Raw genomic sequence first — 13,617 nt, 5'->3', positions numbered from 1 at the left:
GAGCAGCGACGCGGTGAAGGAGATCAGCACCGGGTCGTTGGAGCGGAGCAGCTCGATCATGACGGCCCCTTTCGTGGTCGGTTCAGCCTAGCGTTCACGCCCACGGCAGCTCTCCAGCTGTAACTGTATACAGTATTCGTTCCCGTCTGTAGGGTGGGTGCGGACCGTGTCGTAGAGGAACGAAAGGCCCCCGCCCTTATGTACACAGTCACCAACCCGGCGACCGGCGAGCTGGTCGAGGAGATCGAGAACGCCACCGACGAGGAGGTCCGGGCCGCGATCGAGCGGGTCCACCGCGGCTACTCGTCATGGCGGCGCCGGCCCGTCGCCGAGCGGGCGCAGATCGTCTCGCGGGCCGCGGAGCTGTTCGCCGAGCGGGCCGACGAGCTCGCGGCGATCATGACGCTGGAGATGGGCAAGCGGATCAACGAGGGCCGCGGCGAGGTCGGCATCGTCGTCGACATCTTCAACTACTACGCGGACAACGGGCCCGCCCTCCTCGCCGACGAGCCGCTGCGCCTGCGGAGCGGCGCGGCGGTGATCGTCAAGCAGCCGATCGGCGCACTGCTCGGTGTCATGCCGTGGAACTTCCCCTGTTACCAGGTCGCCCGCTTCGTCGCGCCGAACCTGGTGCTGGGCAACACGATCCTGCTCAAGCACGCCTCCATCTGCCCCCGCTCCGCCGCCGCCATCGCCGAGGTCCTGCACGACGCCGGGGTGCCGGCGGACGTCTACGTCAACACCTTCGCGTCCAGCCGCCAGGTGCCCTCGATCCTCGCGGACCCGCGCATCGTCGGCGTCTCGCTGACCGGCAGCGAGCCGGCGGGCATCTCCGTCGCGACCGAGGCCGGGCGCAACCTCAAGAAGACCGTGCTGGAACTGGGTGGCGCCGACCCGCTGATCGTGCTGGACACCGCGGACCTCGACGAGACCGTCAAGCAGACCGCCACCGCCCGGATGCGCAACTGCGGCCAGTCGTGCAACGCACCCAAGCGGATGATCGTCCTGGCCGACCTCTACGACGACTTCGTCGACCGGATGTCCAAGCACGTCACCGACTTCTTCCAGCCGGGCGACCCGGCCGACCCGGCGACCAGGCTGCCGCCGCTCGCCTCGGTCGCGGCCGCGGACGAGGTGGCCGGGCAGGTGCGGCGGGCGGTCGAGCAGGGTGCCACGCTGCGGGCCGGCGGCAACCGGATCGGACCCGGCGCGTACCTCGAGGCGACGGTGCTGACCGACGTCACCCCGGACATGGACGCCTACCGCGAGGAGATCTTCGGACCGGTCGTGCTGGTGTTCCGCGCGTCCACTGAGGACGAAGCGGTGGCGATCGCCAACGACTCGCCGTTCGGGCTGGGCGCCAGCGTGTGGGGCACCGATCCCGAGCGCCTGCGCCGCGTCGCCGAGCAGATCGAGGCGGGCATGGTGTACCTCAACCGGGCGGGCGGGTCGGTCGCGGACCTGCCGTTCGGCGGGATCAAGCGGTCCGGCGTCGGCCGCGAGCTCGGGCCGGCCGGCATCGAGGAGTTCATGAACAAGAAGTCGATCCGCCTCTGAACGCGCCGCGGAATGGCCGGGACGAACCCGTCCCGGCCATTCGCCATTTCCGAAACTTTCAGGTTATCCGCGCCGTCGTTGACAACATATCCCGCTTATCTCTACATTCAATTCCGGAATAGTTTCGAAACTTCCGGAATTCGCAAGGGCGCGATCGATGGGAGACCCACGTGGCCCCCGCACGAAGACTGAGCCAGTTCCTCGTTCCCCTGCTGCTCGCCGGCGCCACACTCGGCGGGACACCGGCACACGCCGACCGGGGCACACCGCCCACGCCCGTGATCGTCGACTCCACCGCGCGGGGCGGCCGGACCGTGGCGTTCACCTTCGACGACGGGCCCGACCCGCAGAACACCCCGCGGCTGCTGAAACTGTTGCGCCGCGAGCACATCCGCGCCGTGTTCTGCCTGTGGGGCGACCACGTCAGGCAGTACCCGGAGCTCGTGCGGCGGATCGTGGCGGAGGGCCACATCCTGTGCAACCACTCGATGCACCACGACGACATGAGCACGTGGACGCCGGCGGCCATCCGCGCGGACCTGCTCGAGACGCGCGCCGCCATCCGCGAAGCGGTGCCGTGGGCACGCATCCCGTACTTCCGCGCCCCCAACGGCGCGTGGGGCCAGACGCCCGCGGTGGCGGCGTCGCTCGGCATGCAGCCGCTGGGGTGGCGCCTCGCGATCGGCGACTGGGCGCCGCCCGGCACGGACGTGCTGGTGGACCGGCTGATGACGGGGATCACCGAGGGCGCGGTGGTGCTGATGCACGACGGCGGCGGTGACCGCACGCAGACGATCGAGGCCGTGGCCGCCGTGACCCCGCGACTGCGGGCCGGCGGCTGGCACCTCACCGTCCCGGCACGGCGCGGGTGATCGCGATGGCACTCAGGATCGCCACGCTGCCCGGCGCCGCCGGCCAGCCGCGACGCAGGTCCCGCCTGCTCGCCGTCCTCGCGACCGTCGGGCTCCTGCTGTCCGGATACGCCTCCGCCGGCGGCGAGACCGGCGGACCACCCGGCACGAACTGGGTCGGCACCTGGGCGGCCGTGCCCACCACGACGCCGGCCACCGCGACGCCGACGCTCGACGACGAGACCATCCGGCAGGTGATCCACACGAGCGTCGCCGGCAGCGCGGTGCGGCTGCGGCTGACCAACGAGTTCGGCGAGTCGGCACTGCGGATCGGCGAGGTGCACGTCGCGCGCCGAGCGGGCACGACCGGCACCTCGATCGTCCCGTCGACCGACCGCACGGTGACGTTCAGCGGGACGCGGTCGACGATCATCCCGGCGGGCGCGCCGATGCTGAGCGATCCGGTCGGGCTGCCGGTGCCGGCGCGGACCGACCTCGTGGTGAGCATCTACGTCCCCGACCCGACGGCCGTCACCACGCTCCACGCCTTCGCCAACAGCGGGAACGTGGTGGCGGAAGGGAATGTCACCGACGACCCCGCGGTCACCGGCCGCACGGTGGGTCAGTGGTACTTCCTGTCGACGGTCAGTGTGCGGGCGGACCGGGGTGCCGGCGCGGTGATCGCGCTGGGCGACTCGATCACCGACGGCTCCACGGCCGAGGCCGACACCAACCACCGGTGGCCGGACCGGCTGGCGAACCGGTTGCGGGACACGGGAATGCTCAACCTCGGGGTCTCGGGCAACCGGCTGCTGCACGACCCGAACCCGCCGCCGGGCTGCGACGCGCAGAACTTCGCGATGTTCTTCGGCCAGTCCGCGTTGCGCCGGTTCGACCGGGACGTGACCGCACAACCCGGTGCGCGTTACGTGATCGTCCTGCTCGGCGTCAACGACCTCGGCCACCCCGGCACGGTGGCGCCGCAATCGGAGACGGTGTCGGCGGAGGAGATCATCGCGGCGCACCGCCAGCTGATCACCCGCGCGCACGCCGACGGCCTGACGATCTTCGGTGCGACGATCCTGCCGTTCAAGGACGACACCCTCGGCTTCTACAGCGAGGCCAACGAAGCGAAGCGCGAGACGGTCAACCACTGGATCCGCACCAGCGGCGAGTACGACGGCGTCATCGACTTCGACCGGGCGATGCGCGACCCGGCGGACCCGCTGCGCCTGAACCCGGCCTACGACAGCGGCGACCACCTGCACCCCAACGAGGACGGCGCCGCCGCGATGGCCGCGGCGGTCCCCCTCCGGCTGTTCCACTGACGGTCCGCCCCTTCGCGCGGGGCGGACCTCCCCCGACGTGCTCAGGCGCCGAGGCCGCCGATGAGGAGGTCGACTATCTGGCGGGCGAGGTCGTGCTTCTCCTCGACCGGTTGACCCTCGATGCGGTGGTACCACATGTCCACGGCGTTGAGGTTGCTCAGCAGCGTCCGCGTGGCGAGGGAGGCGTGGACACGGCGGAGTGAGCCGTCGGCGATGCCGGCCTCGACGACGCGGTGGAACATCTGCTCGTAGTCCTTGCGGAGCTTGTTCAGGGCGCCCAGGGCGTCGCGCTGGCGGGGCTTGAGCGCCATCGACGCCTCGCCCCGCACCCCCTGGTGCACGACGTGGTGGTAGGCCAGGTCGGTCATCAGGTTGAACACGTGGGCGACGGACATGGCCACCAGCCGGTCGCGGCCGGTCCCGTGCCCGTCGACGTGCGGTTCGACCTGCTTGCGGACACGGCCCATGGCCTCGGCGTACACCGCGAGGAAGATGTCGAACTTCGACCGGAAGTGGTAGTAGACCAGCCCCTTCGTGGCGCCGACGTCACGCGCGATGTCGTCGATCGTGGCGTTGCCGAAGCCGCTGGCCATGAACGCCTCAGCGGCCGCGTCGAGGATCCTGCGCCGCGTGTCGGGCACCAGTTCCGGGCTCGCGCTCACCAGGTCGACCTCCCTCCCCCGCCCATCGTCGCACATGTCCTGTTGACACGGCGGGGCACGCGAATTTACCGTGATACTCAGTAGTATGGCAGGTCAGGGGGCAGAAACGCGAGAAAGTCCGGAAAGGCGTCCAATGACGAACGCGAAAGATCTGCTGCACGAGCTCGCGACGAGGAAGGCCGTCACCCGGTTGTTGCCGGTGCTCGGCGCCGCCTACTTCATGTCCTACGTGGACCGCACCAACGTCGCCCTCGCGAAGACCGCGCTGGAGGCCGACATCGGGCTGTCCGCGGCCGCGTACGGGTTGGGCGCCGGTCTGTTCTTCCTGAGCTACGCGTTGCTGGAGGTGCCGAGCAACCTGGTGCTCTACCGCGTCGGCGCGCGCCTGTGGATCACCCGCATCGCGGTGACGTGGGGCGCGGTGTCGGCGGCCATGATGTTCGTCGGCGACGCGTGGTCGTTCTACGTGCTGCGGTTGCTGCTGGGCGCCGCCGAGGCCGGTCTCTTCCCGGCCATGATGTACATGGTCACGCTGTGGTTCCCCCAGAAGCACCGCGTGCGGGTCGTGGGGCTGATCTACACCGCGCCGTGCGTCGCGATCGTCATCGGCTCCCCCATGGGCGGCGCGCTGATGGAGCTGCAGGGCGTCGGCGGTCTGCACGGCTGGCAGTGGATGTTCCTCATCGAGGGGATCGTCACGGTGCTCATCGGGGTGCTGGTCTGGTTCGCCCTGCCCGGCCGGCCGGCGGACGCGAAGTGGCTCACCGAGGAGGAGGCCGCCGCGCTCACGCAGGGGGCCGTCGGGCAGGACGCGCCGTCGCCGACCCGGATACGCGGCAACCTGCGCCTGGCGTTCGGCCGCGCGACGGTGCTCCTGCTCGCCGCGATCTACTTCGTCAACCAGGCCATCGGCGGTGGCATCGGCTTCAACTTCCCCGCGTTCATCCAGTCGCTCGGCCTCGACAGCCCGTTCCTCATCGGCCTCGTGGCGGGCGGCGGCGGGATCACCGCACTCGCGGGTGTGTTGTTCTTCCCCTGGCTCAAGGGCCGCATCGGCCGCGAGCTCCCGCTCATCGGGGCCTGCGCCGGTGCCGCGCTGGTCATCCTCGTCGGCTTCCTCCTGTCCAGGAGTCCGGTGTGGAGCGTGAGCCTGGTGTTCCTCTACAACTTCTTCGCCTTCGGCACGCTGCCGCTGTTCTGGTCGGTCGCGATGTCCCGGCTGTCGGGGCTGATGGCGGCGGCCGGCCTCGCCTTCGTCAACATGGTCGGGATCACCGGCGGGTTCGTCGGCCCGTACGTCTACGGTCTCGTCGAGGGCGCCAGCGGGAGCCTCGTCACGCCGTACTACGTGTTCACCGCGGCGGCCGCCGTCGCCGTCGCACTGGTGCCGGTGCTCGCGCTGTCCATCCGCCGGGACGCCGTGGCCGACGCGGCCGTGGCGCGACCGCCTGCGCAGGTGGTGTCGTGAAGGCGAAGTGGCCCAGCCACTGATCCAGCTCTCGCCGAGTGGCCCAGTGGCCCGAGCCACTGGGCCACTTCTTCGGTCCTGAGCGTCAGGCGGGAAGGTGCCAGACCTGGTTGCTGCTGGCGGAGCAGTCCCAGATCTGGAGGCGGGTGCCATCCGCGGAGCTCGGGCCGGTGGCGTCCAGGCAACGGCCCGACGCCGGGTTGCGCAGCGTGCCGTTCGACTGCGCCTGCCACCCCTGGGCGCCGGTCCCGTTGCAGTCGTAGAGCTGCACGACCGTCCCGTTCGCCGTGCCGGCGGCCGCGATGTCCATGCACTTGCCCAGCGCCCGCACCGTGCCGTCCGAGCCGACCGTCCAGCTCTGCGCGTTGGTGCCGTTGCACGTCCACAGCTGGACCGCGGTGCCGTTGGCGCTGCTCGCGCTCGCGACGTCGACGCACTTGCCGCCGATGCCGGTGATCGGGCCGGTGCCGCCGGTCGGGGGTGGCGTCGTGCCGCCGCCGGTGGCCACCCCGTAGATCGCGCTCACCAGGGACGTGCTGCCGGTCGTGTCCTGGGACAGCTCCCAGTTCATGATGCCGCCGGCGTTGGCCATCGCCCACTGGGTCTTGCGCTTGATCGTCGGGATGCCGTTGTAGCACTCCTGCGTGCCGTTCACGGTCGTGCAGTCGCGGTTCGCGTTCGCCGGGTCCAGTGCCACCAGCTGCGAGTACGTCAGGTAGCCCGGGCGGCTGTAGAACGGCACGCCCAGCACCGTCTTGCTGGCCGGCAGGCCGCGGGACTTCCAGAAGTTCGCCGACGCGATCGACCAGTCGTAGTTGGCGTGCGGACTACCGCCGTCGTAGGCCATGATGTTGAGCCAGTCCACGTACCCGAACACCGCCGGCTGCACGCCGTTGGCGGTGCCGCCCTCGGAGACCACCGCCGCGGTCAGCAGCTTTCCCTGACCGTGCAGGGCGTTGCTCAGCTGCTGCATGAGCGCGGTGTAGTTGTTGCCCGAGGTGCCTGGGTCCGGGTACTCCCAGTCGATGTCGACGCCGTCGAGGTTGTACTGGTTCAGCACGCTCAGCACGCTGTTGACGAACGTCGTCCGCGAACCGGAGGAGGCCGCCAGCGACTCGAACGCCGAGTCGTTGCCGTCGTTCCAGCCGCCGATCGACAGCGACACCTTGACGTTGTTGCTGTGTCCCAGGCTCACCAGCGACGACAGCTTGCCGGAGTCGGGCACGGCCTGCAGCGTGCCGTTCGAGTTCGGCAGCGCGAAGGCGTAGTTGATGTGCGTGAGCTTGTTGTACTGGACGCTGTTCACGCTCCCGGACCACGACGGCAGGTAGCCGACGCTGCGGAAGCCGTTGGGGAGCACCGCCGCGGCGGCGGGTGCGGCGGCCGCGACCGCGAGTCCCGTGGCGACCGTCGCGACGGCGAGTGCCGCCGCACCCCACCGGCGCCGTTGCCGGGACAGGTATGCAGACATGAGTTGTTCCTTCCGAGGCAGGGAGAAGGCACGCCAAGTGAACAACGGTGGTCTTCACAGGGTCAATAGTGGACGGGCGATTGGTTCAACCATTTACGCACATTGGTTAGTCAGTCTTCCGAACCTTGCGCGACCGGCCCGGAACCGGTTACGATCGGCAGGACGATGACGGGTGTTCGATGACCACTTCGACCCGTTCCACGGGCGTTCTTTCGTTCTGTCCGTGATTGTTCAGAGGCATTGCGCACGCACATCCGGCTGGGGTACGCCTGGTTCCGGCATGATTTTCCTGCCATTGCCGATTTCCGGAGGCATGCGATGTCAGCACGCTGGTCTCGTCGCTCGTTCATCCGCCGCGCGGCCGCCGCGACCACGGGCTCGCTGCTCGGTGCGGCAGTACTCGGTCGGACCACCGCCGCCGCGGACCCGTGGCGCCGGGCCGACGCCATCGCGCACGCCGTGCGACCGCCCCGTTTCCCCCACCGCCAGTTCCCGGTCACCAGGTTCGGCGCGAGGGGCGACGGCGTCACCGACTGCACGAAGGCCTTCGCCGACGCGATCCGCGCGTGCGCACGTGCCGGCGGCGGCCACGTCGTCGTGCCGGAGGGCCGCTACCTGACCGGCCCGATCCACCTCAGGAGCAACGTCGACCTGCACGTCACCGAGCACGCCACCGTCGCGTTCAGCCAGGACCCCAACGCCTACCTGCCCGTCGTCTTCACCCGCTGGGAAGGCACCGAGCTCCACAACTACTCTCCGCTGATCTACGCCTACGGGCAGCGCAACATCGCGGTCACCGGCACCGGCACCCTCGACGGCCAGGCCGACAACGCGCACTGGTGGCCGTGGAAGGGAAGTACCGCCTACGGCTGGCACCCGGGCGACCCGGAGCAGTCGGCCGCCCGCAACCAGCTGATGGCCATGGCCGAGCAGGGCGTGCCGGTCGGACAACGCGTCTTCGGCGACGGCGGGTACCTGCGCCCGAACTTCATCCAGCCCTACCGCTGCCGCGACGTCCTGATCGAGGGCGTCACGGTCGTCAACTCCCCGATGTGGGAGATCCACCCCGTGCTCAGCCGCAATGTTCTCGTGCACGACGTGAAGATCAACAGCCACGGCCCCAACAACGACGGCTGCGACCCCGAGTCGAGCCGGGACGTCGTGATCCGCGGCTGCACGTTCGACACCGGCGACGACTGCATCGCGATCAAGTCCGGCCGCAACGCCGACGGCCGCCGGGTGAACGTGCCCAGCGAGCGGATCCTGGTGGAGGACTGCGACTTCGCGGCCGGTCACGGCGGCGTGACCGTCGGCAGCGAGATGTCCGGCGGCGTGCGCGACGTCTACGCCAGGAACCTGCGCCTCTCCAGCCCCATCCTCGACACGGCGCTGCGCTTCAAGACGAACTCCGTGCGGGGCGGGTTCATCCGCGACTTCCACGCCCGCGACATCACCGTCGGCACCGTCGCGCAGGCCGTGCTCACCATCGACTTCTACTACGAGGAAGGGCCCGGTCACGGCTTCAACCCGGACGTCACCGGCATCACCGTCGACAACCTCACGGTCGCGCAGGCGCAGCGGGCACTCAACCTGCGCGGTTACCCGGACGACCCGGTCGGTGACATCCGGTTGTCGAACATCGACTTCCAGCGCACGAACCAGCCCTCGGTCGTCGAGAACGTCGCGGGCCTCGTGCTGGACCACGTCCTCGAGAACGGCGCTCCCATGGACGTGCTGAGCGGGTGAACCCGGCTCGTGCGAGCATCGTGACGTGAAGTTCAACGAAGACGCCGACCTCGACACGTCACAGGTCAGTGACCAGCGCGGGATGGGCGGGCGCATCGCCGCGGGCGGCGGTGGGCTCGGTGTGATCGGGCTGATCATCTACTTCGTGATCTCGCAGCTCGGCGGTGGCGGTGGTGGTGGCGGCACGGGGCTGCCGTCGGGGTTCGGCGACGTCGGCCAGAACGAGCAGGTCGGCTCGTCCAACCTGGCGCAGCGCTGCCGCACGGGCGCGGACGCCAACCGCGAGGCCGACTGCCGCGCGGTCGCGTTCATCAACTCGATCCAGAACTACTGGTCGACCCAGGTCGACGGCTACCGGGAGGTGGAGACGAACTTCTTCTCCGGTGGCGTGCAGACCGGGTGCGGCAACGCCGACTCCGCCACCGGCCCGTTCTACTGCCCCGCGGACTCCGAGGTCTACATCGACCTGACCTTCTTCACGCAGCTGCACGACCGCTTCGGCGCCCAGGGCGGCCCGTTCGTCGAGGCGTACGTCCTCGCGCACGAGTACGGCCACCACGTGCAGAACCTGCTCGGCACGTCCAACCAGGTCGGTCAGGGAAGCGGCCCAGAGTCCGGCTCCGTGCGCCTCGAGCTGCAGGCCGACTGCTACGCCGGCGCGTGGGCCAACCACGCCACGACCACGCCGACGGAGTCCGGCAAGCCGCTGATCACCGAGGTGACCCAGGACGACGTGAACGCCGCCCTGGACGCCGCGGCCCACATCGGCGACGACTACATCCAGAAGGAGCTGGGCGGCGGCAGGGTCGACACGACCCAGTTCACCCACGGCACCTCGGCGCAACGCCAGAAGTGGTTCTCCACGGGCTACCAGTCCGGCGACCCCCGCCGGTGCGACACCTTCAACACGAACGACCTCGGCTGACGCGCTCGGGCGGGAAGCGACCGGGATCCTGCCGCTCGGAACCACCCGCCCGACCCGGCACCTCGTCCCCCGGCCGGTTGTGGCCACCCACCTGCGCCGGGACGCGAGAAGTTCGGGGAGGCGGACCGGCTAGAACAGCCTCGCCGGCACGGCGTCCGCCATCGCGCGGTAGCCGGTCGGGTTGAGGTGCAGGTGGTCGCCGACGTCGTAGGCGGGGAGCAGCTGTCGCGGCGCGGCGGGGTCGCGCACGGCCCTGTCGAAGTCGATCACCGCGTCGAACTCGTGGCTGGTGCGGATCCAGTGGTTCACCGTTTGCCTTGCGGTGTCCCGGATCCCGTCCGGGTCGTCGTAGCCGGTGTTGCCACCGAAGGGAAGCAGCGTCGCGCCGAACACCTCGATGCCCTGTGCGTGCGCCCGGGTGACGAACTGCTCGTAGGCCGCGATCAGGTCGGCCGCGACCTGTTGCTGCGCCTCGGAAGTCGCCGCCGCGGTGCCGATGTCGTTGATTCCCTCGAACACGACCAACCACTCGACCCCGCTCGTCGCGATGACGTCGCGGTCGAAGCGGGCGAGCGCGTTCGGGCCGAGACCGTCGTTGAGCACGCGGTTGCCCCCGGCCGCCTGGTTGAGGATCGCGACGTCCGCGGTGCGGTGACTCGCCTGCAGCCGGTCGAGCAGCTGGTCCGGCCAGCGGTCGTTGCCGTTCGTGGTGGAGCCGCGGCCGTCGGTCAGGGAGTCGCCGAGCATGACCGCGCCGGCCGTGCCGCGTGGTGCGAACGCCTCGACGCCGCTGAGGAAGTACCAGTGGTCGACGGGGGTGGCGCCGGGCAGGTCCGCGTCCGTGACGTGGTTGCCGCCCAGCAGGTAGGAGGTGGTCCGCGAGCCGGGGTGCGAGGTGATGTTGTTCGACGCCTGCCCGGCGGCGAGGTAGAGCGTGACGGAGAGGTTGCTCCTCGGCGCGACGCGGAAGCCCAGCGGGTCCGACACCATCTGCGCGCCGACGGGGATGACCGTCGACGGGCGGCCGTTGAAGGTCACCGGCCGGACGCTCGCGGGGTCGACCGCGGAAACACCGGCGTGCCCGTTCACTGGGAGCGCGACCGAAACCGCGCTGATCGGCAGCGCGGCGCCGCCGAACGCGTTCGAGAACCGAAGTCTCAGGTTCGACCCGCCGACGGTCACGCGCACTGTCTGACGCAAGGTGGTGTCGGCCATGACCAACCCGTCCCGCGTGAATGGAGGCGGTGGCATGTTGCCCGGCTCGGTCAGCTGCGGCATGGACGTCCACGTGTTGACCCATTCGCCGGCCGCGACGGGTGAGCCGGTCGCCTCCCCCGACTGCACCGCGAGCCCGACCGACACCGCCAGGACTCCGGCCAGACCGACAACGAACCGTCTTCCGCGCATGGCCCCATCGCCTCCCGCAGTAGCGTTGCTCGCATTCGGGACCGGTTTCCGAGAAATTTCGGAAATCATCGATCCTAGCGGGACCGTAGAGCATGGCGTAATTCGCGGTCAACAGGGGAATTGCCACCGATAATTTCGGAGCCGAGCCCTTCGGCGCGCGGCCATTCGCACCGAACTCGCGTTCCGCGCGGCGGCGCGGGTTGGCGGTGAGGACGTCCGGCGGTGCCGCTTCGAAGTCGCGGAAGGGCTGGTAGAGGCCCCGCGCTACATTGTGCCGGTGGCACAGCCCGACCGCATCCGCGACGCCGAGCGCACCCGCGCGGAGATCATCGAGGTCGCGACGCGTGAGTTCGCGGACAAGGGCTACGCGGGCGCCCGGGTGGACGAGATCGCCGCGAAGATGAGCACCACCAAGCGGATGATCTACTACTACTTCGGGAACAAGGAGCAGCTGTACATCGAGGTGCTGGAACACGCGTACGCCGGCATCCGCGCGATGGAGCGGAAGCTGGACGTCGACCACCTGACCCCGGTCGACGCGATGCGACAGCTGGCCGAGCTGACGTTCGACCACCACGAGTCGCACCCGGACTTCATCAGGCTGGTCAGCATCGAGAACATCCACCGCGCGGAACACATCGCCAGGTCGACGGTGCTGCCCGGCCTGGCAAATCCGGCCCTGGACGTACTGACCCGAATCCTGGCCCGTGGCCGCACAACGGGCGACTTCCGCCCCGACGTCGACCCCCTGGACATCCACATGGTGATCAGCTCGTTCTGCGTCTTCCGCATCGCGAACCGCTACACCTTCAGGGCGATCTTCGCGCGGGACATGCTGGCCACGGAGAGCCGGGACCGGCACCGAACACTGCTTGGCGACCTGGTGCTGGAGTACTTGGCCAACCGCTGACCTGTCTCCCCCGGACCTGTGGCCACGGACCTGCTTGCCGTCGACCTCCACCGGCCTTGGTCAAACTTCGTGGGATCACTGGCAGGACGTGGTTCGGGTCGTGCTCGCTTCGGTGATCGCGTCCGTCGGCACGATCTTCACGGTCTACGCGCTCGGGTTTCCGCGTGAGGCCTCACAGCACGGCGGCGGGGTCCAGCCAGTCGCGCAGGGTCGGCGGCAGCCGCTTCTCCATCCCGTACGGCTCCAGGTGCGCGCCGAACACCTCGGCGAACGCCCTGGCCACGCTTTCGTCGTCCCAGTTGTCCCTGGTCAGCACCGGCGCCTTGAAGTACGGCTGACCCATGATGTGCAACTGCGGACCGTTGCAGCGGATCACCTGTCCGGTGACGCCGAACGACCGGTCCCCCAGCAGGTACGTCACGAGCGGCGCGATCCGCTCCGGCGTGCGGTCCGGCGGGCAGTTGCGCATCGACCGCTCGGTCGCCAGCGCCATCCGGGTCCTGGCCAGCGGGCACACCGCGTTGACCCGGATGCCCGCCGCCTCCAGATCGAGGGCCCACGAATAGGTGAGCGACGCGACCGCGCCCTTACTGGCCGCATACGTGCCGAGCGCCCGCTGCCCGAGCAGGGCGCCCGAGGAGATGTTCACGATCGACGCGCCCGGCTTCATCGCCCGCACCGCGGCGAGTCCGGTGTAGATGACGCCGAGGACGTTCACCTCCACCAGCTCGCGCACCCGGTCCAGGTCCTCCTCCCACGGCAGCGCCGAGTAGTTCAGCGCCGCGTTGTTGACCAGCCCGTCGACGCGGCCGAACTCCGCGACGCACAGGTCGACGAGTGCCCGTGCCTCGTGCGCGTCGGCCACGGAGTGCCTGCTGACCACCGCGACTCCGCCGACGTCGGTGATGGCGGCCACGGTCTCCTGGGCCAGGTCGGCGTCCACGTCGTTGACCACCACCGCCGCCCCCACTCCGGCGGCATGTCGTGCGAACGCCCGTCCCAACCCCTGCCCCGCCCCGGTCACGATGACCGCGCGCCCGTCGAGCGTCGTCAACCTCGTCCTCATCCTCGTTGCCATGTGCGACTCCCCACAGCCGACCTCCCCTGATCGATTCCCAGTGTCCATCGTGGCTGGCCAGCGCGGGGCCGGCCGCGCCAGGAGGTCCGGATCCTGCGGCAAGCGTGCGCGACGGAGTTCGGCCCGGCCGTACCCCCCGGCCGAACGGCGAGCGGCGTAACGTCGGACCTGTGACGAGTGCGGACTTGCTGGTCGACGCGTTTGGACGGATCCG

Annotated in this window: 11 protein-coding genes; 7 read left to right on the top strand and 4 right to left on the bottom strand. The window is 69.8% G+C overall.

Features of this window, described 5'->3' with window-relative positions:
* The first annotated feature begins 198 nt into the window (after positions 1 to 198).
* The 3 genes from ACJ73U_RS32310 (at position 199) to ACJ73U_RS32300 (ending at position 3,736) form a co-directional block, all read left to right on the top strand.
* Positions 199 to 1,557: an NAD-dependent succinate-semialdehyde dehydrogenase gene (locus ACJ73U_RS32310; protein WP_407781528.1), complete on the top strand. Its 1,359-nt coding sequence runs from the start codon at positions 199 to 201 to the stop codon at positions 1,555 to 1,557.
* A 170-nt stretch (positions 1,558 to 1,727) separates the two neighbouring features.
* Positions 1,728 to 2,429, top strand: a complete 702-nt coding sequence (locus ACJ73U_RS32305) for a polysaccharide deacetylase family protein (protein ID WP_407781527.1) — start codon at positions 1,728 to 1,730, stop codon at positions 2,427 to 2,429.
* Between the two features lie 5 nt (positions 2,430 to 2,434).
* On the top strand, positions 2,435 to 3,736 hold the full coding sequence (locus ACJ73U_RS32300; RefSeq protein ID WP_407781526.1) for an SGNH/GDSL hydrolase family protein: 1,302 nt from the start codon (positions 2,435 to 2,437) through the stop codon (positions 3,734 to 3,736).
* A gap of 41 nt (positions 3,737 to 3,777) precedes the next feature.
* On the opposite strand, the gene ACJ73U_RS32295 is transcribed toward ACJ73U_RS32300, so the two are convergent.
* Positions 3,778 to 4,398, bottom strand: coding sequence for a TetR family transcriptional regulator (locus tag ACJ73U_RS32295; protein ID WP_407781525.1), 621 nt, complete (start codon positions 4,396 to 4,398; stop codon positions 3,778 to 3,780).
* A gap of 133 nt (positions 4,399 to 4,531) precedes the next feature.
* Between ACJ73U_RS32295 and ACJ73U_RS32290 the strand changes: the two genes are divergently transcribed.
* Entirely contained in the window at positions 4,532 to 5,866 is a 1,335-nt protein-coding gene (locus ACJ73U_RS32290; protein ID WP_407781524.1) for an MFS transporter, read from the top strand.
* An 85-nt stretch (positions 5,867 to 5,951) separates the two neighbouring features.
* Here the strand turns inward: ACJ73U_RS32290 and ACJ73U_RS32285 are convergent, their stop codons facing one another.
* Positions 5,952 to 7,337: a glycosyl hydrolase family 18 protein gene (locus tag ACJ73U_RS32285; protein WP_407781523.1), complete on the bottom strand. Its 1,386-nt coding sequence runs from the start codon at positions 7,335 to 7,337 to the stop codon at positions 5,952 to 5,954.
* Positions 7,338 to 7,655: 318 nt separating this feature from the next.
* On the opposite strand from ACJ73U_RS32285, the gene ACJ73U_RS32280 reads away from it, so the two are divergent.
* Both ACJ73U_RS32280 and ACJ73U_RS32275 read left to right on the top strand, forming a co-directional pair.
* On the top strand, positions 7,656 to 9,083 hold the full coding sequence (locus ACJ73U_RS32280) for a glycoside hydrolase family 28 protein (RefSeq protein ID WP_407781522.1): 1,428 nt from the start codon (positions 7,656 to 7,658) through the stop codon (positions 9,081 to 9,083).
* Positions 9,084 to 9,108: 25 nt separating this feature from the next.
* The gene (locus tag ACJ73U_RS32275) at positions 9,109 to 10,008 is read left to right on the top strand and encodes a neutral zinc metallopeptidase (protein ID WP_407781521.1); all 900 of its coding nucleotides are present in this window, start codon (positions 9,109 to 9,111) and stop codon (positions 10,006 to 10,008) included.
* A gap of 129 nt (positions 10,009 to 10,137) precedes the next feature.
* On the opposite strand, the gene ACJ73U_RS32270 is transcribed toward ACJ73U_RS32275, so the two are convergent.
* Entirely contained in the window at positions 10,138 to 11,415 is a 1,278-nt protein-coding gene (locus tag ACJ73U_RS32270) for an SGNH/GDSL hydrolase family protein (protein WP_407781520.1), read from the bottom strand.
* Positions 11,416 to 11,686: 271 nt separating this feature from the next.
* On the opposite strand from ACJ73U_RS32270, the gene ACJ73U_RS32265 reads away from it, so the two are divergent.
* A complete protein-coding gene (locus ACJ73U_RS32265) occupies positions 11,687 to 12,325 on the top strand; it encodes a TetR/AcrR family transcriptional regulator (protein ID WP_407781519.1) in 639 nt (212 codons plus the stop codon).
* 172 nt (positions 12,326 to 12,497) lie between these two features.
* Here the strand turns inward: ACJ73U_RS32265 and ACJ73U_RS32260 are convergent, their stop codons facing one another.
* Entirely contained in the window at positions 12,498 to 13,403 is a 906-nt protein-coding gene (locus ACJ73U_RS32260; RefSeq protein ID WP_407781518.1) for an SDR family NAD(P)-dependent oxidoreductase, read from the bottom strand.
* Between the last annotated feature and the right edge of the window lie 214 nt (positions 13,404 to 13,617).

The organism is Actinophytocola sp., from assembly GCF_045807065.1.
Classification (GTDB): Bacteria; Actinomycetota; Actinomycetes; order Mycobacteriales; family Pseudonocardiaceae; genus Actinophytocola.
The sequence above is the reverse complement of the archived record's forward strand: the minus strand, read 5'-3'. Positions and strand labels throughout refer to the sequence as shown.

Excerpts from the sequence above, each read along its gene's own strand:
- ACJ73U_RS32260 (WP_407781518.1), bottom strand. The coding sequence starts at position 13,403 with ATGGCAACGAGGATGAGGACGAGGTTGACGACGCTCGACGGGCGCGCG.
- ACJ73U_RS32270 (WP_407781520.1), bottom strand. The coding sequence starts at position 11,415 with ATGCGCGGAAGACGGTTCGTTGTCGGTCTGGCCGGAGTCCTGGCGGTG.
- ACJ73U_RS32310 (WP_407781528.1), top strand. The coding sequence starts at position 199 with ATGTACACAGTCACCAACCCGGCGACCGGCGAGCTGGTCGAGGAGATC.
- ACJ73U_RS32280 (WP_407781522.1), top strand. The coding sequence starts at position 7,656 with ATGTCAGCACGCTGGTCTCGTCGCTCGTTCATCCGCCGCGCGGCCGCC.
- ACJ73U_RS32285 (WP_407781523.1), bottom strand. The coding sequence starts at position 7,337 with ATGTCTGCATACCTGTCCCGGCAACGGCGCCGGTGGGGTGCGGCGGCA.
- ACJ73U_RS32300 (WP_407781526.1), top strand. The coding sequence starts at position 2,435 with ATGGCACTCAGGATCGCCACGCTGCCCGGCGCCGCCGGCCAGCCGCGA.
- ACJ73U_RS32290 (WP_407781524.1), top strand. The coding sequence starts at position 4,532 with ATGACGAACGCGAAAGATCTGCTGCACGAGCTCGCGACGAGGAAGGCC.